Annotated in this window: 24 protein-coding genes; 23 read left to right on the top strand and 1 reads right to left on the bottom strand. The window is 66.0% G+C overall.

All coding sequences use genetic code 11. From position 1 onward, the window contains the following. Positions 1-12 precede the first annotated feature (12 nt). The 7 genes from GRI40_RS12270 (at position 13) to GRI40_RS12300 (ending at position 6950) form a co-directional block, all read left to right on the top strand. On the top strand, positions 13-1188 hold the full coding sequence (locus tag GRI40_RS12270; protein WP_160611834.1) for a hypothetical protein: 1176 nt from the start codon (positions 13-15) through the stop codon (positions 1186-1188). Then, complete coding sequence (locus GRI40_RS12275) at positions 1185-1904, top strand: hypothetical protein (RefSeq protein ID WP_160611835.1); 720 nt, start codon at positions 1185-1187, stop codon at positions 1902-1904. The genes GRI40_RS12270 and GRI40_RS12275 overlap by 4 nt, the downstream gene beginning before the upstream one ends. Then, positions 1894-3813 (top strand): hypothetical protein, encoded by a 1920-nt coding sequence (locus tag GRI40_RS12280; RefSeq protein WP_160611836.1) that lies wholly within the window; start codon positions 1894-1896, stop codon positions 3811-3813. The genes GRI40_RS12275 and GRI40_RS12280 overlap by 11 nt, the downstream gene beginning before the upstream one ends. Further along, positions 3810-4646, top strand: a complete 837-nt coding sequence (locus GRI40_RS12285) for an META domain-containing protein (protein ID WP_160611837.1) — start codon at positions 3810-3812, stop codon at positions 4644-4646. Before GRI40_RS12280 ends, GRI40_RS12285 begins: the two co-directional genes overlap by 4 nt. Continuing rightward, the gene (locus GRI40_RS12290) at positions 4643-5476 is read left to right on the top strand and encodes a hypothetical protein (protein ID WP_160611838.1); all 834 of its coding nucleotides are present in this window, start codon (positions 4643-4645) and stop codon (positions 5474-5476) included. The genes GRI40_RS12285 and GRI40_RS12290 overlap by 4 nt, the downstream gene beginning before the upstream one ends. Positions 5477-5553: 77 nt before the next feature. Next, a complete protein-coding gene (locus GRI40_RS12295; RefSeq protein ID WP_160611839.1) occupies positions 5554-6501 on the top strand; it encodes a hypothetical protein in 948 nt (315 codons plus the stop codon). 119 nt (positions 6502-6620) lie between these two features. Next, positions 6621-6950: a hypothetical protein gene (locus GRI40_RS12300; RefSeq protein ID WP_160611840.1), complete on the top strand. Its 330-nt coding sequence runs from the start codon at positions 6621-6623 to the stop codon at positions 6948-6950. A gap of 717 nt (positions 6951-7667) precedes the next feature. Here GRI40_RS12300 and GRI40_RS12305 read toward each other — a convergent pair. Continuing rightward, the gene (locus tag GRI40_RS12305) at positions 7668-8567 is read right to left on the bottom strand and encodes an arginase family protein (protein ID WP_160611841.1); all 900 of its coding nucleotides are present in this window, start codon (positions 8565-8567) and stop codon (positions 7668-7670) included. A 36-nt stretch (positions 8568-8603) separates the two neighbouring features. On the opposite strand from GRI40_RS12305, the gene hutI reads away from it, so the two are divergent. From hutI to GRI40_RS13945, 16 genes are all read left to right on the top strand, one after another. Next, complete coding sequence (gene hutI, locus GRI40_RS12310) at positions 8604-9827, top strand: imidazolonepropionase (RefSeq protein ID WP_160611842.1); 1224 nt, start codon at positions 8604-8606, stop codon at positions 9825-9827. A 39-nt stretch (positions 9828-9866) separates the two neighbouring features. Then, on the top strand, positions 9867-11525 hold the full coding sequence (hutU, locus tag GRI40_RS12315) for a urocanate hydratase (protein ID WP_160612083.1): 1659 nt from the start codon (positions 9867-9869) through the stop codon (positions 11523-11525). Beyond that, positions 11522-13036: a histidine ammonia-lyase gene (gene hutH, locus GRI40_RS12320; RefSeq protein ID WP_160611843.1), complete on the top strand. Its 1515-nt coding sequence runs from the start codon at positions 11522-11524 to the stop codon at positions 13034-13036. The genes hutU and hutH overlap by 4 nt, the downstream gene beginning before the upstream one ends. A 153-nt stretch (positions 13037-13189) precedes the next feature. Beyond that, on the top strand, positions 13190-13684 hold the full coding sequence (locus GRI40_RS12325; protein WP_337190568.1) for a uracil-DNA glycosylase family protein: 495 nt from the start codon (positions 13190-13192) through the stop codon (positions 13682-13684). Beyond that, a complete protein-coding gene (locus tag GRI40_RS12330; protein WP_160611844.1) occupies positions 13681-14229 on the top strand; it encodes a DUF488 family protein in 549 nt (182 codons plus the stop codon). The genes GRI40_RS12325 and GRI40_RS12330 overlap by 4 nt, the downstream gene beginning before the upstream one ends. A 120-nt stretch (positions 14230-14349) precedes the next feature. Next, positions 14350-15108 (top strand): tonB-system energizer ExbB, encoded by a 759-nt coding sequence (gene exbB / locus GRI40_RS12335; protein WP_160611845.1) that lies wholly within the window; start codon positions 14350-14352, stop codon positions 15106-15108. A 2-nt stretch (positions 15109-15110) separates the two neighbouring features. After that, on the top strand, positions 15111-15539 hold the full coding sequence (gene exbD / locus GRI40_RS12340; RefSeq protein ID WP_160611846.1) for a TonB system transport protein ExbD: 429 nt from the start codon (positions 15111-15113) through the stop codon (positions 15537-15539). After that, positions 15536-16288: a TonB family protein gene (locus tag GRI40_RS14105; RefSeq protein ID WP_160611847.1), complete on the top strand. Its 753-nt coding sequence runs from the start codon at positions 15536-15538 to the stop codon at positions 16286-16288. Before exbD ends, GRI40_RS14105 begins: the two co-directional genes overlap by 4 nt. 22 nt (positions 16289-16310) lie before the next feature. Further along, complete coding sequence (locus tag GRI40_RS12350) at positions 16311-18674, top strand: TonB-dependent receptor domain-containing protein (protein WP_160611848.1); 2364 nt, start codon at positions 16311-16313, stop codon at positions 18672-18674. Positions 18675-18733: 59 nt separating this feature from the next. After that, complete coding sequence (locus GRI40_RS12355; RefSeq protein ID WP_160611849.1) at positions 18734-19417, top strand: Fe2+-dependent dioxygenase; 684 nt, start codon at positions 18734-18736, stop codon at positions 19415-19417. Further along, a complete protein-coding gene (locus tag GRI40_RS12360; RefSeq protein ID WP_160611850.1) occupies positions 19414-19998 on the top strand; it encodes a ferric reductase-like transmembrane domain-containing protein in 585 nt (194 codons plus the stop codon). The genes GRI40_RS12355 and GRI40_RS12360 overlap by 4 nt, the downstream gene beginning before the upstream one ends. Beyond that, positions 19995-20327 (top strand): PepSY domain-containing protein, encoded by a 333-nt coding sequence (locus GRI40_RS12365; protein WP_160611851.1) that lies wholly within the window; start codon positions 19995-19997, stop codon positions 20325-20327. The genes GRI40_RS12360 and GRI40_RS12365 overlap by 4 nt, the downstream gene beginning before the upstream one ends. A gap of 110 nt (positions 20328-20437) precedes the next feature. Then, positions 20438-21250, top strand: coding sequence for an acyl-CoA dehydrogenase family protein (locus GRI40_RS12370; protein ID WP_160611852.1), 813 nt, complete (start codon positions 20438-20440; stop codon positions 21248-21250). Next, entirely contained in the window at positions 21247-22401 is a 1155-nt protein-coding gene (locus GRI40_RS12375) for an acyl-CoA dehydrogenase family protein (RefSeq protein WP_160611853.1), read from the top strand. Before GRI40_RS12370 ends, GRI40_RS12375 begins: the two co-directional genes overlap by 4 nt. A gap of 81 nt (positions 22402-22482) precedes the next feature. Continuing rightward, positions 22483-23220, top strand: coding sequence for a cytochrome c oxidase assembly protein (locus tag GRI40_RS12380; RefSeq protein ID WP_160611854.1), 738 nt, complete (start codon positions 22483-22485; stop codon positions 23218-23220). Continuing rightward, positions 23217-23888: a cytochrome b gene (locus GRI40_RS13945; RefSeq protein WP_160611855.1), complete on the top strand. Its 672-nt coding sequence runs from the start codon at positions 23217-23219 to the stop codon at positions 23886-23888. Before GRI40_RS12380 ends, GRI40_RS13945 begins: the two co-directional genes overlap by 4 nt. Positions 23889-23895: the final 7 nt, after the last annotated feature.

Genomic DNA, 23895 nt, shown 5'->3' on the forward strand with positions numbered 1-23895 from the left:
TTCCTCATCGCCGTGTGCGCGGTGCCCGAGGCCGTAAACGCCTGCACGTATAGCCAACGCCCTGAACCCGTTGGTCATGCCAGCGGCCAGTATTTCGCGAATGAAATGCTGGACGCGGCAACCTACGCCGATCTGGTGCTAGTGGAGGATGACGGCACCAGAGGCGGTGACGCGCGTCCGACCGGCATCATCACCGTACGCACCATCGCGCGGTTCAAGGGCAGGAGCGCCGACCGGTTCACCCTGTTCGGTACGCCATCCGACAAGGAAGGCATCTTCTCCGCGCCCTTGCAACATTTTACCAGCGAGACGGGCCAGGTGACGCCGTTCTCCTTCAGTGAAGAACGGCCCTCGCAATTGTTCCGGGAACCGGTCGCCGAAGGCTCCCCTCCACCTCCCCCTCCGCCCATGACGAGTTGCAGCCCGCCCGGTCTCACCGCCGAGACCGGGCGGTTTTACGTCGTCCTCCGCGATGCCGAGGGCAGGGTTCTCAACCGATTGACCATGAGCGACGGAAGGGCCAGCGCGCCCAATCATCCGGCGTTCGGCTTCGTGCCCGTCGTACTTTCAGATGAGGACTTCTGGCTCTATTCGGTGCGGCTTGCAGCGTATCGCGATACGTCCGACACTACGATCCAGCTCCTTCATTTGCGGCCCGGCAGTTCTCCCGCCGGCGTTGAGAAAGGTCTGCGCGGAGCCGGCGCAACGATCCGCGCGGCCTATTATGCGCGCGGCAATTTCGTTGAAGAAGTTCGTCCGGCACCGCACGAGCAGGAGCGCCCCTGGCTAGAGAAAGCGAGCACCTATCTCGATTCCAGCCGGCGGGGACGCATTGGCGATCCGCATCATGGCGCGGCTGAATTCCTGCGCGGAAAGCTCGGCCCGGACAGTGTCTATGGCACCGGCCTTGGCTACCAGGTGGCCCAAGCGTTCACCCGATCCGTGCGCGAGGTGCAGCAAGCGACGGCCGCTCCTCGCTTGGTCGCCGTCGAAGTCGCAGGGGATCCCAGCGCATTCGCTGGCTTACCTTTCGTCGATCGGACCGGGCCACTCGATCGCGCGGTGGATCGCCTGCCGCAAGTCAACGGCGCGGACGAAGCCGCCACTTTTGCCATTATGCAGCGGATCGAACGCGACATTTGGCTGCTCAATGGCGGGAATGGCAACCGTCAGGGCACGTTGCCGTGAAGATCTACCTGACCGCCTTGGCCGCGTGCTTGCTCACAGGCTGCGGCGAACCCACCGATATCGTCGTGCCTGAACCGATAGACCACTTGTCCGGGCGCATCTCCTACGATGGGTTTGGGTTCCGATTTCCTCGTGGTCTTGAAGTGGAGGGTGCGCTCGAAGAGTGCCCGAGTAGAGCTATCGAATGCCCGCTCGGCGATGACAGCACGCATCTAGTCTGGCGCGCAGGCGACGTGCGGTTCGATTACGTTCTGGATCATTACGGCGGCGTGCCCATGAGCGACGATTGGGGTGAGAAGATAACGATCAATGGCATGCCTGCATTCCGCAAACATCTGCCCGATGGCGCCACGCGCTATCTGATTACCAATCATGCCAAGGGTGCGGAGAGCGCCAGAGTCGCGATCTGGAAGGAAAAAGAAGAACCGATTTTTTGGGGCACGTGCCGCAGCGATGCGGGATGCGAGGCCGTGCTTCAGACCTTGGCGACGGTGGGCATGCGGAGCGCAGCGCAGGATTGCGCGGTGATGTTTCCTCAGCCACCCAAACAGTGGGTGCCACCGCCGGGATACAAGCCCCTCGCAGAGACCCTTCCAACACCGCAAGCGCCCCGACAAGCCCGCGAAGACTTGCGCCCACCTGCTCCGCCACCGCCGCCCGCACCACGTCCGCCGGGTGCCGAAGAAATCTGCAAGGACTACATCAATGCGGCTTAGAGTCTTTGCCCTTCCGATGCTGCTGGCTGCCACGCTGGCCGGTTGCAAGACCAGCGAAGGGCCGACGGTCGGGACGGCCGCGGCCCTGCCCCCGCCTCCGCCCGGCCAGTTCGCTCCGATGACCGACGCGGTGAGAGAGCTCTACGGCGAGTGGCGCCCACTGTCCGGACCAGGCGTATCGGAAATGGATCGCCTGACGATCTGGAGTCCGATGTTTTCGTGGGGCAGCGGATGCAACGTCTCGCAGGGACAGCTGCGCGATCTGGGCGAAAATCGCTTCACCATCGAACACGGGTTTGGCGGGCTTCCCGAAAATTGCCGATCCCTTTCTCCTCTGGCTCCTTTCGATGGCGCAGACGTGGCGATCACAATGCCAGATAGTGAGACATTGCGCGTCGAACGGGGCGGCGAGACATGGCTGTTCGCCAAGGTCGATGTCGCCGGGACTCACCCTAGCGAAGACTTCATTCGCGGCGAATGGTTGCTCGCCGATATGCGCGGGCGCCCCTATCGCGGTGACGAGTTGACCCGCGTGACATTCGGTTCGGAATATCGAGTGGACGCGGCCAATTGCTCGGTCGCAACGAATGCCTGGTTCAGCGACCGCGATTGGGAGGTTCGGGTCGCAGGCTCCTATGTTCGTTTTAGTGACCGGTGCCGCACACGCACCTTGGGCGACCGCCTGGCGAAACTCGGCACAGCGGCATCCTATCGCGCCGAGCCAGTCGAAACGCGTATGACGCTGCAAATCGCTGGCCATCGCGCCACGCTGGTTCCAGCATCCCGCTTTCCTGAACTGGCAGGCGACGCTGAAGCCATACCACCCCATCCGTGGGCGCAGGAACTTGCCCAGGCTGCGGCCAGACTTGAGGGTGAGAAGCGGGATGCGCTCGCCTTGCGTGCCGTGGGGCTGGGCGGCGAAGGATCGCCCGAGGTCGAAACGCCAGCCGATCCGCGCCGTCTAGCGTTTTCGGGGCTGACGGCATGGCAACACGCGCAGGCTCTCGAGGCGGGGCTCTTACCGGCCCCGCTCGATCCGCCTGAAGGCTTGCGCCAGCATCTGGCGTCCGCGCCCATCGTTGCGCTTGCGGCGCTGGAAGGAATTCGGCCTGTCGATCGCGGCGATGGCTTGTCGCTCGATTACCTCTATCGCGTGCGCGAAAGCTGGCGCGGCGGGCAACGGGCGGGAGACCTGTTGATCGTGCGCATGCCGCCACTGGAGGGCAAGAGCCGCTCGCCACTCATCACACCCGCACCGGGGGACGAGGTGCTGCTGCTGGCGAGCAGGAGCGGCTATATCGCCGGTCGTCTTTTCGAGGGAAATCCTCCTTCCGCCGATACGCGGGTTGTGCAGATGACACTGCCGTTGATGCGGATCGTGGAAGGCAAGCTGGCCGAAGCCGTCGATGGCGCGAACGTGCTGGGGGCGGCAGGTTTCGCGGGAACGAGCGTAGATGACGCGCGCGAGCTGGCGCGGTCGGTGGAGGAGGGAATGAAAGCTATCGCGCCTCCGCGCCCGGTGGACAATTTCGGCAACCCCACGGTTCGGCGCTACTTCATCACCAAGATTGGCGAGCGGGAATTGCCGGATCCTACCCGGCTTTGGATAGAATACGTTTTCGGCGCGCCGCGCGGTAACGGTGGCGTGACTGCTTATTTCGACGGCTGCACGCCCGTCAGTCGCCAACTGCACCTGGGCGAAGGTATTTGGGCCGCAAGCGCGGTGGCCTGCCCCGGAAAGCTTCCCAACGGCGCACCGATCACCGAACCTGCGGTGGCCGAAGCCGTTCGCTGGATCGAGGACAACTACTTCCCCGACATCATCTGCGTCAGCACGTGTCCCAAAGATCCGGAATACACCGTGCCGCTTCCCGGTGGTGAAGTGATTATGCGCGCGATGCTGCAATGAGGGCCTGGGTATCCTTACTCGCTGTCATCCTGTGCGCCTGCAATCCCGCGCCCGATAGGACCGCGGGCGCTAACCTTAGCGAGGATATCGACCGTCATATCCGCTCGCTGGAAGATCTCAAAGGTAGCTGGCGGGTGGTCAGCATCGATGGCGAGGCCCTGCCCGAAATGGCGGAGGAACCCTTCATCGCCATCTCAAGCGACGCGATCGGCGGTTCGATCGGTTGCAACGCGTTCGGCGGGCTGGCTCTTCTTTCCGAGGGCCGCATTGCGGCGCATAGCTGGGGCGGTGACGCAATGGGGTGTCCAGGGCGGCTGAACGAGCAGGAGCAAGCCATCTCGGAGCTGTTCCTTGCCAATCCGCAGGTGCTGCTCGAAAATGATCAACTGGAGATCCGTTCATCCGCCCATCGGTTGACGCTGAGGCGGACGCGCCGGGCGAGTGATTCAGGACTATCGCCCGATCCCATGCGCATCCCCGTCGCCGGTCCGGTCTCGCAGAAACTGGCCGACACGCGCTGGACGATCAGCCGCATCGATGGCCAGACGGCAAGCTCGAGTCCCTCCGACAGGCACCTGCGCTTCTCGCAGGACGGATGGCAAGGGCTGGCTTCGTGCGCCACGCTGTTTGGCACCTATGCGATCCAGGGAGACCGTCTGCTGGTCGAAGACGAGATTGGCGCCACCGAGCAGAACTGCACCGGTGAATACCTCGCTCTCGACGACGCATTCGCCGATCTCATGCGCTCCGATCCGCGTTATCTTGTAGGGCCGAACGGAGAACTCCTCATTGCTGGCGGCGGACATGTGCTGATCGGCAATGCGGAGCGATGATGCGTGTTTTTATTTCCTCGGCGATGGCTGGTTTTCTCGCGGCCTGCTCGCAAGTGGATGACACGGCTACGCTGTGCACGTTCGACGAGAATGGGCGAATGATCATGGAAGCAGGCAACCTCACGGCCGCTTGTGAGGAACCGGCAGCGATCCCGATCGGTGCAACGCAGGAGCGCAGCGGTCGTCTCACGATTCAGGAAGCGCATTTGCCGCCGCCATTCTCCGATCTCGACAAGGAATGGCCGCCCCAGCCGGTGACAGACAAGCCGAAGCTGGTCAGGCCTTCCGTGCCGCCCGATCTTTCCTACTACATCCGCGCGTTTCCGCAGGCGGAGGAACCGGCAGGCGACGTTCTCGATCTCGGCAGTCAGCACACTATCGTGTTGCGGGATGGCTGCTTCTTTCTCGACCGGGAGGGCGATAACGATCCGTTGGTCCATTTTCCTTACGGAACTGCGCTGACTATCGACGATGAGGGCTATCTGGCTTTCGGTTCCCGATACGAGCCAGACAGGATGGGAACCGTTCGGGTCGGTCTTTCGGCAGAAACGGGATGGTTCAGCGAACCCTCTGCAGCCTCGCCTGAACTGGCGGCAGCTTGCGGGGACCACAAGGTCGTCAGCGTAACGACGGTCACCGACCCGTTCGCCTGGCCCGAACGCTTCAACCCGGCACTGCGCCGCTACGGCGAACGTAGTGGCGACCGCCCTGCACAGATAATCACGCGGGCCAATGCCTGTGCTGTCCGGCAGGCGCAGCGCGAGGCTGACCGCCGCCTGCGCGACCCAAACCTCGAACCGATCGACTGCAATCGCTTTCGGGGATTTTGAATGCTGAGCACCCAGCAACAATTTCGCGACGCCAGACATAGGCGGAACGGGGCGTACGCAGAAATGGTTGGACCAGCATGAAAGGGATTTTCTGCTCTGTCCTCGCCGTGACGCTTTCCGGCTGCCTCGCACCCCTTGAGACCGAGATCGAAACCGAGCGCGGCGAAACGGCGTCGTCGCTGCCTGTCATTCTGCATGCCCGGTCGGACCTTGCGATGGAGGCGCGCATATCGGGCAAGATCACACGAGCCGGATCGTGCCTTTATCTCGAGCATGCGCCAGGAGAGCGCGCCCTCATCCTATGGGGCGATGACGATGTGCGCGTTGCGCGGCTCGACGACACCGACTGGCTTGTGAACAACTACACTTCGGGGTTGCGGATCCGAGAGGGGGAAACGGTCCGCGGGGGCGGTCGGTTCTATCCGTCCGATGCCGATCTGGCGGAATTGGCAGATGGCGAGATTCCTGCCGATTGCACCGGCCCCGCCGTTCAACTCTATGCCATCGCGAAATTCGATCCTTCGAAACCGGGCGGCATCCCTGATCCGCCACCGCCACCGCCGCCCGCTCCATCGGCTCGGGATACGCTGCTGTCGCAGGCTTTCGACAAGCACTGGGACAACCAGCGGTGGCCGCGACGGACGATCAGGAACGTAGCTGACCCGCGCGAAGCGATGTTCGCCTACATTCTCGAGAACTATGAGGGCCGCAAAGGCGATTTGCATAGCCATTTCTGCCTCCGCGCTGCTGAGGACGAGCTGATTGGAAGGCTCTCGCAGCGTTTCGGTCCGCTTTACTCCGAAGCGGATTGCTCATGGAGCGGTCCGGGCGTGGTTCTGACGGCCAACGGCGAAAGCGCCATGTATGTCGATGCGCGGATCGATTGCTCAGGCGATCGGGGTTTCTGCGCGGGTTCGGGAGGCGCAACCTACGGCAACCTCGGTGCCGAGCATGGTGCCTATCGTCTGCGACGCAAGGGCGACGGATGGGAGATCGAGAAGCTGGGGCTGAGCGTGGTGTCGTGAATTAGATGAAGATAGGCATTCTCCTTCCCATCGTCCTGCTGGCAGGATGCCAAGCGGAACCGCCTCCGCCCAAAACCTCCCAGCAAAACACATCGACGGTCGAAGCGCTCTCGGCCTTCGTGCTTGTCCAAGACGTTGGTGGGTGGGAAGGGCCGGCCGTCGGGATCAATGGTTCATTCGCGGTAAAGGACGATTGCCTCGTGTTCGAAACCGGGCAAGTCGCCATGACGCCTATCTTGCCAGCGGCCTCGCGTCTCGAACGCACCAGCGATGGCGGCCTTGCAATCGTCCTGGAATTGGGCGGAGCTCGTGACACGGTCCTTCTTGGCCGCTCGTTTGCGCTGGCGGGCGACGTCATAAGTGCGACCGCCGCTCGCGAACTCTCCAGTCAGGTCATTCCCGATCGCTGCCCGTCCACCGTCCTGAGAACCGCCGGATTCCGTCAATGATCAAGCCATTGGTCCGCAATAGCCAGAGCCGCACGCTGTTTCTCGCGGCCGAGCTCCGTATTTGGCCTCACGATCTCGCCGGCTGCTCTGGCCCAGGGCGACAATCTCCGAAGCCAGCAACTCTCTCCTCGCGCCGTACCTCACCTCCGGACCCCTCGAATGACGCCAAGGGCGTCGCATGTTGTTTGGGATTTGCGATAACTGCAGCCGAAGCGCAGCAACGCTTGGTATTATCGACTGGGCGGACGAACCCCCCTTCCAATGAGGGCGGTCTCATGTAACTGGCGATCAGCTGGCCACCGCCCCAAAAGCGTACGCGGAGTCCCTAAAAAGGCATCGAACCAATACGTTAGTGGCCGTTTGCGGGCCCTTTCCGGGCTTTTTCGGAAAACCAAATTAGGGAAGTGCCTGTTACAACAGCAGAAATTACCGACAATTGGATGCCTCTTCTGGCCATCGCACCAAAAGTGTGGGGACGGCTGTGGGGATTGTCGAGAGACAGGCTCGAAAAGATAAGCGCAAGCAGCTACATAGCCAAATTTCGGCGCAGACACCCTCTCCGCCATCGTCCAAGCCATAGACATACTCTCCGCACTCGGGTGAAGGACGCTGTTTTGAAGGCGATCCGCGCTACCGTCTCCGCGGGCGACATTGGCACGAACGATCGCGTCCTGATGTCATGCGGCGGCGTCGTGGTTACCGCGCGTGGCGACAGCCTCAGGTGCGCGCGGCGAAACCCGCCACGACTTCCGCCAGCCACCGGCCGGCCGTCAGCGCGCTGAGATCTGTGTGGTCGAGCGGCGGGTCCCATTCGGTGAGATCGATGACCTTCACCTGGGGGTTTCCCGCAAGCAGGCGTGTGGCGGCGAAGAAATCGCGCGCTGCCATGCCGCCGGCGCGCGCGCCGGGGGCAGCGGGGAACTGGCTGCGGTCGATCACGTCGATGTCGCAATCGACCATGATTGCCGGACAATGCGAGAGGCGATCGAATGCGCGCGCGATGCTGGCGGCAACGCCCGTGCGTTCGAATTCGCGCAGCGTCAACACCAGGTTGCCGGCCGCCAGTGCGTCGTCGTGCATCGCCTTGCTGTTCGCGAACGGCGCCAGCCCGATCTGCACGATGTTGCGACCTGGAAGACCGTCTTCCAGCAGGGCACGGACCGGATTGCCGTTGGCGAGGCCATCTGCCGTCGTGCGCATGTCGAAATGGGCATCGAGCGTGATCAGGCCGACGTGTTCCAGCGCGAGCCCGCAAGCGGCGGCCATTGCGTGCAAGCCGGGCCGCGTGACGGCGTTGTTACCGCCGATCAGCAGGGTCAGGGAATGCTTCAGGACGCTCTCCACCACCCGGTCGCGGATGGGCAGCGTGGCTTCCTCGATCGTCAGGCCATGGAGCGCCAGATCGCCAAGATTGGCGATCGGGGCGCCGAAATCGCGACCGGCATCGATGTCATAACGGGCCACGCGCGGCAGGACCGCCCGGAGCGCCGCGGGGGCGAGATCGCATCGGCCCGGCGTGACCGATCCCGCCGACAGCGGCGCGCCCACCAGTCCGATGGGGGCCGCTTGATCCGGTGAAACGAGAAGATCGGAAAGGCTGGGCCAGGCAAGGGACATTGCGCTGGGGCATACCAGTCCTCTATGCGCCGCGCCATGCACGATCGCCTGCTCACCCAATGCCATGTCGCGACGATGGTCGCGCGGCCCGGCGATCCACTGGGGATGATCCGCGACGCGGCTCTCACGGTTACCAATGGCCGGATCGCGCGCGTCGGTCCGGCTGCAGAACTTGCGGCGGAGCCGGCGGCGGAGACGGTCCCACTCGGCGGCGCATGGGTCACGCCCGGGCTCGTCGATTGCCACACGCACCTGGTCTTCGGAGGCACGCGCGCCGCCGAGCACGCGATGCGGCGGGCCGGGGCAAGCTATCAGGAGATTGCCGCGGCCGGTGGCGGGATCGCCTCGACGATCAGGGCAACCGCGGCGGCGAGCGACGATGCGTTGCTGGGTAGCGCGCGGAGGCGGCTGCGCGCCCTCATGGCGGGCGGCTGCACCACGGTAGAGGTCAAATCCGGCTACGGCCACGATCCGGCGAGCGAACTGCGCTTGCTCGAGGTGGCGCGCGTGCTGGGCGGTGAGGAACCGGTGCGGATCGTGCCCACCCTGCTCGCGCTTCACGCCTTGCCGCCCGGCGCCAATCGTGCGGCTTTCGTGGCGCAGGCGATCGACAAGCTGCTGCCGGAAGCGGCCCGCCGCGGCCTCGCCACCGCGGTCGATGGCTTTTGCGAAGGCATCGGCTTCACGCCCGAAGAGATCGAGCGGCTGTTTGCCGCGGCGGCGGATCACGGGCTGCGGGTCAAACTGCACGCCGAACAATTGAGCAACCTCGGCGGCGCAGCGCTGGCGGCGCGCTACCAGGCGCTTTCAGCCGATCATCTCGAACACCTCGATGAAGCTGGAGCGATGGCGATGGCGCAGGCGGGCACCGTCGGCGTGCTGCTGCCCGGCGCGTTTTACGCCCTGAACGAGAGCCGCAAGCCGCCTGTCGATCTGTTGCGGAGGCGCGGGGTGCGCCTCGCAGTGGCGACCGACTGCAATCCGGGAACTTCGCCGCTCCTTAACCCCCAGCTCGCGATGAACATGGCGTGCACCCTGTTCGGCCTTAGCCCGGAGGAAGCGCTGGCGGGGATGACGGTCAACGCGGCCGCCGCGCTGGGCCTCGACGCCGAGGTCGGTACCATCGAGCCGGGCAAGGCGGCTGATCTCTGCGCCTGGGCGATTGAGGACCCGGCGGAGCTTGGGTACTGGATCGGCTTGCCTGGGCCGGTCCGACGCATCGTCGCAGGGCGCGACGCGCCCGTCGATCCGCGCGCATGACACAACGCAAAATCAAGGCAGGGAAGCAGCATCTTGGATATCCAGCGCAGGGACAACAGCCGCATCATCCGCGCGCGGCGCGGTGGCGAGATCGTCGCGAAGCACTGGACCACCGAGGCGGCGGTTCGGATGCTGATGAACAACCTCGACCCCGAGGTGGCCGAGAACCCGCAAGAACTCGTGGTCTATGGCGGAATCGGCCGCGCGGCGCGCAATTGGGACTGCTTCGATCGCATTGTCGAGGTGCTGGAGCGATTGGACGAGGATCAGACCCTGCTCGTCCAGTCGGGCAAGCCCGTGGGGGTGTTCCCCACCCATAAGGACGCGCCGCGCGTGCTGATCGCCAATTCCAACCTCGTGCCCAAGTGGGCGACGTGGGAAAAGTTCAACGAACTCGATCGCGCCGGGCTGATGATGTACGGCCAGATGACCGCCGGCAGCTGGATCTACATCGGCAGCCAGGGCATCGTCCAGGGCACATACGAAACGTTCGCCGAGATGGGCCGCCAGCACTATGGGGGAGACTTGCGGGGCAAGTGGATCCTCACCGCTGGCCTTGGCGGGATGGGCGGCGCGCAGCCGCTCGCGGCGGTCATGGCCGGGGCGCACTGCATCGCGGTCGAGTGCCAGGAAAGCTCGATCGAGAAGCGCCTCGCGACCCGTTACCTCGACTATCGCGCCGCCACGGTGGACGAGGCGCTGGAGATCGTCGGCAAGGCCGACCGCCCCGTCAGCGTCGGGGTGCTTGGCAATGCGGCCGAGGTGCTCCCCGACATGGTCGCCCGCGGCATCCGGCCCGACGCGGTGACCGATCAGACAAGCGCGCACGATCCCGCCAACGGCTACCTGCCAGCAGGTTGGACGGTGGCGCAATGGCTCGAGATGCGCGAGCGCGATCCCGCCGCGGTGGCCAGGGCCGCACGCCACTCGATGGCCCGCCATGTCGAAGCGATGCTCGCGTTCAAGGCGATGGGCGTGCCGGTGTTCGATTACGGCAACAACATCCGCCAGGAAGCCTTCGACGACGGCGTGACCGGCGCCTTCGACTTTCCCGGCTTCGTCCCTGCCTATGTCCGGCCGCTGTTCTGCCGCGGGGTTGGGCCGTTCCGCTGGGCGGCGCTTTCGGGCGATCCTGAAGACATCTACCGCACCGATCAGCGGGTAAAGGAGCTGATACCGGACGATCCGCACCTCCACCGCTGGCTCGACATGGCGCGCGAGCGGATCGCATTCCAGGGGCTGCCGGCGCGCATCTGCTGGGTCGGCCTCGGCCAACGTGACCGGCTGGGCCTGGCGTTCAACGAGATGGTGCGGAACGGCGAGGTGTCCGCCCCGATCGTGATCGGCCGCGACCATCTCGACAGCGGCAGCGTAGCCAGCCCCAACCGCGAGACGGAGGCCATGCGCGACGGCAGCGACGCGGTGAGCGACTGGCCGCTGCTCAACGCGCTGCTCAACACCGCCAGCGGCGCGACCTGGGTTTCGCTGCACCACGGCGGCGGCGTCGGCATGGGTTATTCCCAGCACGCGGGCATGGTTATTGTCGCCGACGGCACCGAAGATGCGGAGCGGCGGCTGCGGCGCGTCCTGTGGAACGATCCCGCGACCGGGGTCATGCGCCATGCCGACGCCGGCTACGATATCGCGATCGATTGCGCTGCGGAGCAGAGGCTCGATCTTCCGATGGTGCGGCGATGAGCAGCGCGATCGTTCTCGATCCGGAGTCCGTCGACTTCGCGACCCTGCGCCGCTTGTGGCGCGGCGCTCCGGCTCGCCTCGACAACGGCGCGCGGGAGAGGATTGCCGCTTCGGCCGAGGTCGTGGACCGGATCGTGGCCGGGGGCGAAACCGTCTACGGCGTCAACACGGGCTTCGGCCTGCTCGCCAACACGCGCATTCCGTCCGAACGACTGGCCGAGCTGCAGCGAAACCTGATCCTGTCGCACGCCTGCGGCCTCGGTGACCCATTGCCGCGCCATGTCGTGCGGTTGATGATCGCACTCAAGCTGCTCGGCTTGGGCCGGGGATATTCGGGTGTTCGTCCGGAAGTAATCGACGCGCTTCAGGCGCTGATCGATCATGACGCGATGCCCGTTGTGCCTGCACAGGGCAGCGTGGGTGCGTCGGGCGACCTCGCGCCGCTCGCCCACCTTATCGCCGCGCTCATGGGCTTCGGCCAGATCGATGTCGCCGGCGCGATCATGCCCGCCGCCGATGCCCTGGTCAGGCTCGGCATGGCGCCGCTCGAGCTGGGGCCGAAGGAAGGGCTGGCGCTGATCAACGGCACCCAGGCCTCGACTGCGATCGCGCTTGACGCGCTGTTTGCGGCGGAGCGGGTATTCGGCGCCGCGCTGGTAGCGGGCGCGATGTCGGTCGATGCGCTGAAAGGCAGCATCAAGCCGTTCGATCCGCGCATTTCCGCCTTGCGCGGGCAACCCGGCCAGATTCGTGTTGCTGCGCAGATCGCAGCCCTGCTTGATGGATCGGCGATAATCGCCAGCCATGCCCGCTGCGGCCGGGTGCAGGATCCCTACAGCTTCCGCTGCCAGCCGCAGGTGATGGGCGCCTCGCTGGACCTGCTGGCCAATGCGGCGCGCACGCTGACGATCGAGGCGGCGGCGGTCACTGACAACCCGATCGTGTTCGGCGAAGACGACAGCGCGATTTCCGGGGGGAACTTCCACGCCCAGCCGGTCGCCTTTGCCGGCGACACCATCGCAATCGCAATGTGCGAGGTCGGCAGTATTTCCGAGCGCCGCACCGCGGTCCTCGTCGATCCAAAGATGAGCGGTCTGCCGGCATTTCTGACCGAAGACGGTGGGGTCAATTCGGGCCTGATGATTCCGCAAGTCACTGCCGCAGCGCTGGTTTCGGAGAACAAGTCGCTCGCGTTTCCTGCGTCCGTCGATTCGATCCCGACAAGCGCGGGTCAGGAGGACCATGTGTCGATGGCGCCGATCGCCGCGCGCAAGGCGGCGTCGATCGTCCGCAATGTCGCGGGTGTGCTGGCGGTCGAACTGATCGCTGCCGCGCAGGGAATCGATTTTCACGCACCCGTCGCGACCAGCGAACGCCTCGGCGCCGCGCACGCGCGTGTGCGCGGGATCACCGCGCGGCTCGCGCAGGACCGGTACCTCGCCGACGAAATGCGGGCGTTGCAGGCGGCTATCCTGGACGGCGGCTGGCTCGACGACTTCACCATCGCGTGAGCCGTCCCCTGTTTGGGGCTGGCGCCGATCGGGAACCTCAGCGGGCTCCTCGAGCATTGTGAAGAGATGGATGCGGCGACATTTGACGATCTGACTGCCAGGGTCCGGGCGTGCCGCATGTGCGCGGACGCTCTCCCATCAGAGCCGCGTCCGGTGTTCCAGGTGTCGCCCACTGCGCGGCTGCTCGTGGCAAGCCAGGCCCCCGGGACGCGCGTGCAGGCATCGGGGATCCCCTTTTCCGATGCCTCGGGTGAGCGGCTCCGCGAGTGGATGGGCGTTAGCACATCGCAATTTTACGACACCCGGAACATTGCCATTCTCCCGATGGGGTTCTGCTATCCAGGCAGGAAAGATGGCGGCGATGCCCCACCCCGGCGGGAATGTGCGGAGCTGTGGCGGGATGACCTCTTGGCGTCGATGCCTGCGCTGCGGCTGACGCTGCTGGTCGGCACGTATGCGCAAGTGGACGCCCTGGGCCCCGGCAAGATGATCGATCGGGTGCGCCGGTTCATGGACTACCTGCCGCAGTACTTCCCGCTGCCGCATCCTTCGTGGCGCTCCCGCATCTGGTCACAGAACAATCCCTGGTTCGAGGCGGAGGTGCTACCCGTGCTGAAACAGGAAGTGCAAAAGGCGCTGGCATCGTGAGCCCGGCCGCGGATCGCCATCCGATCTACACCGTCGGCCATTCGACACGCTCGATCGATGAATTCGTCGATCTGCTGCGGGCCGGAAACGTGCAATGCCTGGTGGATGTGCGGAGTATTCCGCGATCGCGCACCAATCCGCAGTATAACCTGGACAGCCTGCCGGAGACGCTGGCCGCATACCAGATCCGGCACACCATCATTCCCGAACTGGGCGGGCGGCGCGGTCGCCAGAAAGACGTTGCTGCGGACGTGAACGGCTTCTGGACGAACCAGAGCTTCCACAATTACGCGGACTACGCGATGTCGGACGCCTTCCGCCGTGGTCTTGCTCAGCTGGCGGAACTCGGCATCGAAACGCGCTGCGCAATCATGTGTTCGGAAGCAGTCTGGTGGCGCTGCCATCGCCGGATCATCGCGGATTACCTGCTGGCACGCGGACGATCGGTCCTGCACCTGATGGGCAAGGACAGGATCGAACCGGCGAAGATGACGCCCGCCGCGGTGGCTGGGCAAAACGTGCTGACCTATCCGGCTGCGACCTGACTGGCGCGCGCTGTCAGCGTTTTCAAACCATGCAATTGATAATCGCTTGCAATAGAGGGCGGCGGCTCTAAAGGCGGATTCGCGCCCGGCAGGGCGGATTCATCCAATTTGGGGCATTCGATGAAGGTCAGTTTTCGCGTTCCGCTGTTCCTTGCCGGTGCTGCACTGTCGCAGCCGGCTTTCGCACAAGGGGGCGGGGCGCGACCGGTGCCGACGAACCTGAGCGTCGGGGAAATGTTCCTGGGCGCCGACTGGGTGGTCAAGCTGGTCATGATCGGCCTGCTGGTCGCTTCCATCGCGACCTGGACGGTGTTCGTGGCCAAGCATCGCGAGTTGCGCCAGGCACGGGCGGCGGCGGAGGAGGCGCGCGACCAGCTGGCCGCCGCCCGGACGCTGGCCGACCTGCCAGCCGGGCTTCGGACGTCGCCCCTGGTTCGGCAGGCATTCGAAGAGATCGAGCATTCCGCCGATGCCCTGGGTGACCGTGACGGCATCAAGGAACGGCTAGTTTCCCGGCTCGACCGCTTCGAGGCGGAGCTGGCGCGCCGCATGACCCGCGGGGTCACGATCCTTGCCACGATCGGGGCGATCGCGCCGTTCGTGGGCCTGTTCGGCACCGTCTGGGGCATCATGAACAGCTTCATCGGCATTGCCGAGGAGCAGACCACCAACCTTGCGGTGGTGGCCCCGGGCATCGCGGAAGCGCTGCTGGCGACGGCGCTCGGCCTTGTCGCAGCCATCCCGGCGGTCGTGTTCTACAACCACTTTGCCCGCGCGATCGCCGCGCACCGCGCGGTGGTGGCCGACAGTGCGGCGGCTCTCCTGCGCCTCGTCTCGCGCGATCTCAGCCGGGGCAGGCTGTCGCGGGAGCCGGCCTGACCATGTCGCTCAAACTCGCCTCCGACAGCGAAGAGCTCGCCGTCGCGCACGAGATCAACGTGACGCCGTTCATCGACGTCATGCTGGTTCTGCTGATCATCTTCATGGTTGCCGCGCCGCTGGCTACGGTGGACGTGAAGGTTGACCTTCCGGTCTCAACCGCACGGCCGAACCCCGCGCCAGATTCGCCGGTGTACCTGTCACTTACATCCGATGGCGGCATCTCGGTGGGCGAGGAAGCGGTAACGCTTGCCACCTTGGGCCCGGCAATCGTGCGGGCGACCCGGCAGGACCGCGAGCAGCGGATCTTCCTGCGCGCGGACAAGTCAATCACCTATGACGAAATCGTCCAGGCGATGAACGCCCTGCGCGCGGCCGGTTACGTCAAGGTCGCGCTGGTCGGGCTCGAGTCGGGCGAGGCACCCCGGTGAGCGCGGCGAGCCCGGCGGCGCGCACGTGGCTGCCCGGTGCGGGCGTGGTCACGGCGGTGCATGGCCTGGCGATCGCCGGGGTCTTGTGGCTCGGCATGGGCGAGCGGCCGCTTCCCGTGGAAGAACCGATCGTGCTCATGGACCTTCCGCCGCTCGCCGCCGCGGCCGTGACGCCGGTCGCCAGCGCGCCGGTGCAGCCCCAGCCTGCGGTGGCGCAGCCGACCGCTACACCGCGCGTCACCGCGCCGCCCGTCAATGCGCCCCTGCCGCGCGAGGTGGTCTCCGTTTCGCCGCCCGCGCCGACGCCTTCCTTGATGGCACCCGCGCCGCCCAGCGTCAGCGCGCCCCCGGTCGCCAGCGCGCCGGCGTCTCGCCCGGCGCCGGTCCAGAACGCGCCCGCACGGGACGCGCCGGGGAAGTCCGCCAACGATGGCGACAACCCCCGCGCCAAGCAGCAGGAAGCGGATTACTTCGCCCAGCTTTCCGCCCACCTCAACAAGCGCAAGCGCTATCCGACGGAGGCCAAGAAGGCGCGGCAGCAGGGCGTGGTCACCGTCCGCTTCACCGTCCACGCCGATGGCTCCGTGACCGGCAGTGCGATCCGCCGGTCGAGCGGGCACGAGCTGCTCGACCAGGCAACGCTGGAACTGCTCCAGCGCGTCGCGCCGCTGCCCCGTTTTCCCAAGTCGATGACCAAACCGAGCATCACCCTGTCGCTGCCCATCGATTATTCTTTGCAAACAAGCTAATGAAAAAGAAAGGAATCTTTTAGTGAGGGATCGGTCAAGGGGAGTCGTTCGCCCGTTCAGCCTGCGCAATGCGCGGGGCAGCGCGGCGGCCGCCGCCATCGGCATCGGGGCGGCGTTGCTCGCGACTCCAGCCACCGCGCAAGACGCATCGGAAGATGAAGAGGTCGAGCTCGACACCTTGCGGATCGAGGACCGCACCGCTGACGTCAATCCGAACGCAGAGCCGGGCGCTCCCTACAAGGCGCGGACATCGGGCGACGTGCGCATCACCCGGCCGATCGCCGAAATGCCCAACACGATGCAGGTGCTGACGGAAAGCTACATCGAGGATTCGGGCTACACGGACCTGCGTCCGCTGCTGGATGCGCAGCCGGGCATCACCGTGGGCACCGGCGAGAACGGCAACCAGTTCGGTGACCGTTACATCATTCGCGGCCAGGAAGCGCGCAGCGACGTGTTCGTGGACGGACTCCGCGATCCCGGCATGACGACCCGCGAAACCTTCGCCGTCGATCAGGTGGAGATTTCCAAGGGTCCGAACAGCACCTTTGCCGGACGCGGCACGGCGGGGGGTGCGGTCAACCTCATCACCAAGCAGGCGACCACCGACTACGATTTCGTTCGTGCCGATATCGGCCTCGGCACCGATCGCTATGTGCGCGGGACCGTCGATGCGAACTTCGTGCTGGGCGAAGACCTCGCCGTGCGGGCCAACGTGCTCTACGGCTACACCGAAGTGCCGGACCGCGGGCCGGCTGACCGCGAGCGCAAGGGCGCCGCACTTTCGGCCACCTGGTCGCCGGGCGACGCGTTCGATATCACGCTCGATTATTACGGCCTGCGCGCGCACGACAAGCCGGACATCGGCGATTATCTGTCGGGCGACGGTTCCACCGGCAACCGCCTGCCGGTCGAGACGCCGCCGTATGCGCAGGACCAGGACTTCATGCGGTCCCATGTCGATGTCTTCACCGGACGGGTGAACTGGGCCCTGTCGGACAATGTGAAGCTGACCAACCGCACGCGCTACGGCATGTCGGACAACGGCTATGTCGTCACTGCCGCGGCCGGGAACACCACCTCGGCCACCGGCCCGGGCGGTGCGTACCCCACGATCACATTCTCGACGCACCAGAAGTTCCAGAAGGTGGATTACTTCGCCACCCAGACCAACCTGCTCATCAGCAGCGACATGATGGGCGGCAAGAACGACCTTATCATCGGTGCCGAATACACCGATCACAGCGTCAAGAACGGCAACTGGCTGAACACCAACACTGGCGCGTTCAACTGCCGCACCGGCACCGCCGCGGGTAGCGCGCTCAACAACTACTGCGGGATCGGCGCGGACGGTCGGCCGGTTTCCAACCTCAACAGCCTGCTGGGGCGTTCGATCGTCCGGGGTGCTGTGAACCAGGACTACCATGTCGAAACGCTGTCCGCCTACGTGATGGACACGCTCGACATCACCGACGCGCTCACCGTGTTCGGCGGGGTGCGCTTCGACACCTACGATTATTCGCTGGGCGTGACGGGCGGCAACCCGCCGGCGGTAACGCAATACGAATACAGCGATTCCTTCTGGAACGGCCACCTGGGCGTCACATACGAGCTGGGCGAACTGGGCATGATCTACGCCTCGGTCGCCACGGCCGCCGACATCAACGGCGGGGAATCGGACGTCGGCACCAACGCGGGCTATGGCGGCCTGCTGCTGGTGGACGGGGAACTGCCCGACGCCATCCCCGAACGCTCGATGCTGTATGAACTGGGCACCAAGCTCAACCTGTTCGACAACCGCTTCCTGCTCACCGCTTCGGTGTTCCAGATCGACAAGGACGACGTGTTCGAAGCGGCCGGCAGCGGCTATACGCCGACGGGCACGGGCAACACCGGCGCGAACCGCACGCGCGGGTTCGAGTTGGGCCTTGCCGGCAACATCACCCCGATCTGGTCGTTCCAGGGCGGCCTGACGGTGATGGATGCGGAGATCACGAAGTCGGCGGCCAACCCGCTTCGCGTGGGCAAGACGCTGTCGAACTTCGCCGACTTCCAGGCATCGCTGCTGACGCGCATCCAGCCGACCGACGCCTTCGCGCTGGGCTTCGCGGTCAAGCACAAGAGCAAGCGCTATGCAGGCCAGCCCGACACGGCGCCCGCGTTCACCACCCGGCCGGATGGCACGTTCTTCTACAACCAGCCGGTCCCGGCCTACACCGTGGGCGATGCCTTCGTCGAATATCGCTTCAACGAGAACATCGAGTTCCGGCTGAACGCGAACAACCTGACGGACGAGAAGTACTATCTCGCCGCGTACCAGAGCGGGCGGTTCCTCTACAAAGGCGACGCGCGCCAGGTGGTGGGCACGCTGACCCTGCGGTATTGAGGCTGCGGGCGGGGAGGGTGCGTCTGCGTCCTCCCGGCACCACCGGATAGCGAGCGCGCATGCTGACCATCATCGATCAATTCCTCAACCCGGAGGAAGTCCGGCAAATGCTGGACCGCCTCCAGTCGGCCGCCTGGCGGGATGGGAGCGATACGGCCGGTTCGCGTTCGGTGGCGGTGAAGCAGAATTTGCAGACCCGGCGTGACGATCCGGTCGCGCGCGACCTGGGCGAAACGATCCTGGGCAAGATGGGCACGAACTCCGAGTTCGTCTCGTCCACACTGGCTGAGAAAATCTGGCCGCCGGTCTTCAACCTCTATCAGGACGGCGGACACTACGGCACCCATTCCGATGCCGCGCTGATGCGTCTTCCCGAAGCGAACCTGACCCTGCGCAGCGATGTTTCGGCCACGCTGTTCCTCTCCGATCCGGCCAGTTACGAGGGCGGTGAGCTGGTCATTGAGGAGCAGTTCGGCGCGCAGGCGGTAAAGCTCGCGGCAGGCGACATGGTGATCTATCCCTCGTCCAGCCTGCACCGCGTAGCGCCGGTGACGGCCGGGCAGCGCATCTGCGCGATCACCTGGATACAGTCCGCTGTCGCTGACACCGCGGCGCGCACCTTGCTCTATGATCTCGACCGTTCGATCCGTGCATTGACCCCGGGGCGGGCAAGCGACGATCCGGACGTCGACCGGCTGATCCACGTCTATCACAACCTGCTGCGGCGCTGGGCCCATCCGTGATCGGCTGGGGCAAAGGTCTGCTCTGGCTGGCGCTGGCGGCGCCCGCGGCGCTGATGGCCTGGCGCCTGGCGAGCGGCGAGGCGACCGCGTTCGACCTCTACCAGCCGACCGGTGAACTGTCGCTGCGGCTGATGCTGCTGGCGCTGATCCCGGGACCCCTGGCGGAATTCTTCGGGCGCGGGCGCTTTCTGCGCGCATGGCTGTCCGTGCGGCGCAACCTGGGGGTCGCCGCCTTCGTCTATGCCGCGCTCCACCTGGCTGCCTACGTAGCCGACATGCAGGCACTCGCGGCCATGCTGGCGGAACTTGCATTGCCGGGCATCTGGACCGGCTGGCTCGCCTTCGCCGTGCTGGCGGTCCCGGCATCGATCAGCACCGATGTGGCGATGCGGCGGCTGGGGCGGACGTGGAAGCGCCTCCAGTGGCTGGCATATCCAGCGCTCGCCCTCGCGCTGCTGCACTGGGCCCTGCTCGACCGCGCGTGGCTTCCAGTCCTCGTTCATCTCGTACCGCTAGGGCTTGCCTGGAGCCTGCGGATCGCCGCCCGCAACGGATATCGTTTTCGAAGGAGACCTGCATGACCCGCCGCCCCACCGCCCGTATCCTTGCAAGGACCGCCATCGTCACGGGTCTTCTCGCGATCGCCTCGCCCGCGCTCGCGGATGGCAACGTCAAGTGCAACGGCGGCCCGCAGGAAAAGTGGCAGAAGATCGACAAGCTGAAGAAGAAGGCCTGGCTGGAGAAGTGGACCGTCCAGAAGCTCCAGGTGCAAGGGGACTGCTTCGAGGTGTACGCCCGCACCGACAGCGGGCAGGCGATCGAGGCGTTCTTCCACCCGGTCACCCTGCAGAAACTGGTCGTGTTCCGCCGCGGGCAGGAAATCTGGCGGGCGAAGGGCTTTACCGGTTAATCGCGTTCGCGGCGCACCGGGCCTGACAGCCGCCAACTACGGTGTTGGTGCTTGCGGCAGGGCGACGGGGATGGCAGCGCTCCATCTCGCGCTTTTTCCCGGGAGCCGCCATGGACGATCTGTCAGCCGTCGTGTTCGACACGGCCGAGCGACTGCTTGGCGCGCTGCACCACGGCGCCGGCCGCTGGGAGGATATGACCTCTGCTGGGCAGGGTCGCGGCTGGGCAACGATCGAGGAGGCTGGACTCCCACTGGCGCTGACGGCGGAGGAGCACGGCGGGCTGGGCCTGCCATTGGCCGACGGGCTGGAGCTGGTCCAGATCGCTGGGCGCAGTCCGGTGCCGTGGCCGGTCGTCGAAACCATGCTGGCGAACCGTTTCGCCGCAGAGGATGGCCGCACGCTTCACGAAGGACCGGTCACCGCGCTGGGGTTGCTCACCGCGGACCAGCGTGCCTTCGCGGCGCTCGCGCGGGCCAAGCAGATGGCCGGGGCGCTCGATGCGATCCTCTCGATGACCGTCGCGCATGTGCAGGAACGCAGCCAGTTCGGCCGGCCGCTTGCGGGCTTCCAGGCCGTGCAGCACCAGCTCGCCGTCCTTGGCGGAGAGGTGGCGGCGGGGCGCGCTGCGGCGGACCATGCAATCGCACGGATCGCGGAAGGCGCAACGGGCGACGCCGCGACGCTTCCGATCGGCGTTGCCCGCGTGCGGGTGGGGGAAGCGGCGTCCAGGGCGGCGGCCATCGCGCACCAGTTGCACGGTGCGATCGGGTACACCCGCGAGCACCGGCTGCATCGCTACACGACAGCGCTGTGGGCGTGGCGCGACCAATTCGGCACACAGACATATTGGTCGCGCGCAGTCGGCCGGCTTGTGCTGGCACGGGACGCGGGCGACCTCTGGCCGATGGTCACCGCGGCATGAGCGTGCTCGCATTTCCCGCGCCCGTCTCCCGGCCGCAGGATGAAGCCTTGCGCAGCGAAGTGCGCGCGTTCCTCTCCCAGGCGCTCGCCGGGCGCACATCGCTGGAAAAGGCGGAAAGCTGGAACGGCTTCGACCGCGATTTCTCCCGTGCACTGGGCGCCAAGGGCTGGCTGGGCATGACCTGGCCGCGCGCTTACGGCGGGCACGAGCGGACGGCGTTCGAACGCTATGTCGTGGTCGAGGAAACGCTCGCCGCCGGTGCGCCGGTCGCCGCGCACTGGATCGCCGATCGCCAAAGCGGGCCAACCCTCCTCCGCTACGGCAGCGAGGCGCAGAAACGCGCCATCCTCCCGCGCATTGCTGCCGGTGAATGCACGTTCTGCATCGGGATGAGCGAGCCTGACGCCGGGTCGGACCTTGCCGCCACGCGCACCCGCGCGGAGCGGCAGGCGGACGGATCGTGGCGCGTGAACGGCACGAAGCTGTGGACCACCTACGCGCACGAAGCGGATTTCATGATCCTGTTCTGCCGCACGTCCGGCACGCCCGCCGACCGGCACCGGGGCACGAGCCAGTTGCTGGTGGACATGCGCGCGACGCCGGGCCTGACCGTTCGGCCGATCGCAGACCTGATGGGCCAGCATCACTTCAACGAGGTTCACTTCGAAGACGCGGTAATCCCGGCCGACGCATTGCTGGGCACCGAGGGTGCGGGCTGGGCGCAGGTCATGGGCGAACTCGCCTTCGAACGTTCGGGCCCGGAGCGGTTCCTGTCCTCCATCCAGTTGCTCATCGAATTGATCGCCGCGTTGCGTGGCAGCGAAAGCGATGCAGCGCAGGCGGCGGTCGGGCGGCTGTTTGCGCACCTCGTCACCCTGCGGCACATGTCCCGCGGGGTCGCCGCGCTGCTGGAGCGGGGGGAGGACGCCGCGGTCCATGCCGCCATCGTCAAGGATCTGGGCGCGTCGTTCGAACAGGACCTGCCCGATATCGCACGCAGCCTGGTCGATGCAGAGCCGGATCTGGCGAGCACCGATGCCTTCGCCGCGGTGCTCGCCTACACCACGATGGCGGCGCCGGCGTTTTCCCTGCGCGGCGGCACGCGGGAGATCCTGCGCGGCATCATCGCCCGCCAGCTTGGCCTGCGATAGCCGCCGCTGCGTGGATGGCAGGGGTTGCCTCCACCCGCCACGCCGCTACGCTGGCCACATCGTCGCAAAATGGGGGCGCGCATGACCAACGATGCCTTCGCCTGGGTGCCCTATTGCGGCGCAGCCCCGCTGCCGGCGGAATGGTTCATGCGCTGGAACTTCGACCCGGTGCTGATCCTCGCGATCATCGGACTGCTCGCCGCCGGGCATGCGTGGCGGCGACACGCGCGGCGCTGGCAATGGGCGGCGGCGGGCGTCGCGGTGCTGCTGTTCGTCTCTCCGCTGTGCGCGCTGGGATCGGCGCTGTTCACCGCGCGGGTGGCGCATCATCTGGTCCTCTCGCTGGTGCTGGCCCCCTTGTGCCTGGCAGCGCTGGGGGCGCGGACGCGGAGGAAAATGCCGTCGCTCGCCGTGTTGACCGGCGTGCAGGCGGCCGTGTTCTGGGCCTGGCACGTGCCGCCGGTCTATGAAGCGGCCATGCGCAGCGATGCCCTGTACTGGGCGATGCAGCTTTCCATCACCGGCAGCGCGATGGCGTGGTGGGCCGCCCTGCGCCGGGCGCCTGCGATCGCCGGCACCGCGGGCCTGCTGGCGACGATGGTGCAGATGGGCCTGCTCGGCGCATTGATCGTGTTCGCCGGCAGGCCCCTCTATGCCCCGCACTGGTTTTCCGCGCCGGCGTGGGGCCTGTCGCCGCTGGAGGACCAGCAGATCGCCGGGCTGGTGATGTGGGTGGCAGGCAGCGGCGCGTACCTGCTGCTGGCGGCGGTGCTGCTCTATCGCGCGCTTGGCCGGCAGACGGCGCTGCGGCCCGCATGACGGAAGCCCTCAAGCGCTGGGCTGAGACATATCGTTCGCGCGGACGCTACACCCCCGTGGGCGTCGCATTCCACTGGATCATGGCCGCGGTGGTGATCTTCCAGCTCGGTTCGGGATGGTGGATGCAGCGCTATCTGGCCGGCGCAGAGAAGATCGAGGCTTACCAGATTCACTCGCAGATCGGCCTCAGCCTGCTGGTGATCGGCCTTTTGCGCCTGTTGTGGCGGACGATCGTGCCAGGCCCGATCAACGACGCCGACAAGCCGGGGGTGCAATCGGCCATCGCGCACGCCACGCACGCCGTGTTCTACGCGCTGTTCACGATCCTGCCGCTGTCGGGCTGGGCGATGTGGTCCGCGATCCGGCCGGCCGCCCCGCTTTATCTAGCAGGCCTGGTGCCCGTTCCGGCGATGCCGTTCCACGACCTGTCGCGCGCGTGGCAGTACTGGATACTTGAGACGGCGATCGACATCCACGTCGCGGCGGCCATTGTGCTCGCGCTGCTCGTGCCGGCGCACGCCCTGGCGGCGATCAAGCACCACCTGGTCGATCGGGACGATGTGTTCGAAGGCATGCTGCCGGAACTGTCGGACTCGCGCCACCATCCCGGAGGCGCGCAGCATAGTCCGCCACCGCTTGCCGCTCGCGATGCGAAAGGCGCCGGCTGATGCGGAT

This window comes from Tsuneonella aeria (genome assembly GCF_009827495.1).
In the GTDB taxonomy this organism is placed as follows: Bacteria; Pseudomonadota; Alphaproteobacteria; order Sphingomonadales; family Sphingomonadaceae; genus Tsuneonella; species Tsuneonella aeria.

Excerpts from the sequence above, each read along its gene's own strand:
- GRI40_RS12280 (WP_160611836.1), top strand. The coding sequence starts at position 1,894 with ATGCGGCTTAGAGTCTTTGCCCTTCCGATGCTGCTGGCTGCCACGCTG.
- hutH (WP_160611843.1), top strand. The coding sequence starts at position 11,522 with ATGAGCAGCGCGATCGTTCTCGATCCGGAGTCCGTCGACTTCGCGACC.
- GRI40_RS12375 (WP_160611853.1), top strand. The coding sequence starts at position 21,247 with ATGAGCGTGCTCGCATTTCCCGCGCCCGTCTCCCGGCCGCAGGATGAA.
- GRI40_RS12305 (WP_160611841.1), bottom strand. The coding sequence starts at position 8,567 with ATGTCCCTTGCCTGGCCCAGCCTTTCCGATCTTCTCGTTTCACCGGAT.
- GRI40_RS12290 (WP_160611838.1), top strand. The coding sequence starts at position 4,643 with ATGATGCGTGTTTTTATTTCCTCGGCGATGGCTGGTTTTCTCGCGGCC.
- exbD (WP_160611846.1), top strand. The coding sequence starts at position 15,111 with ATGTCGCTCAAACTCGCCTCCGACAGCGAAGAGCTCGCCGTCGCGCAC.
- GRI40_RS12285 (WP_160611837.1), top strand. The coding sequence starts at position 3,810 with ATGAGGGCCTGGGTATCCTTACTCGCTGTCATCCTGTGCGCCTGCAAT.
- exbB (WP_160611845.1), top strand. The coding sequence starts at position 14,350 with ATGAAGGTCAGTTTTCGCGTTCCGCTGTTCCTTGCCGGTGCTGCACTG.
- GRI40_RS13945 (WP_160611855.1), top strand. The coding sequence starts at position 23,217 with ATGACGGAAGCCCTCAAGCGCTGGGCTGAGACATATCGTTCGCGCGGA.
- GRI40_RS12295 (WP_160611839.1), top strand. The coding sequence starts at position 5,554 with ATGAAAGGGATTTTCTGCTCTGTCCTCGCCGTGACGCTTTCCGGCTGC.
- GRI40_RS12380 (WP_160611854.1), top strand. The coding sequence starts at position 22,483 with ATGACCAACGATGCCTTCGCCTGGGTGCCCTATTGCGGCGCAGCCCCG.
- GRI40_RS12370 (WP_160611852.1), top strand. The coding sequence starts at position 20,438 with ATGGACGATCTGTCAGCCGTCGTGTTCGACACGGCCGAGCGACTGCTT.
- hutI (WP_160611842.1), top strand. The coding sequence starts at position 8,604 with ATGCACGATCGCCTGCTCACCCAATGCCATGTCGCGACGATGGTCGCG.
- GRI40_RS12355 (WP_160611849.1), top strand. The coding sequence starts at position 18,734 with ATGCTGACCATCATCGATCAATTCCTCAACCCGGAGGAAGTCCGGCAA.
- GRI40_RS12365 (WP_160611851.1), top strand. The coding sequence starts at position 19,995 with ATGACCCGCCGCCCCACCGCCCGTATCCTTGCAAGGACCGCCATCGTC.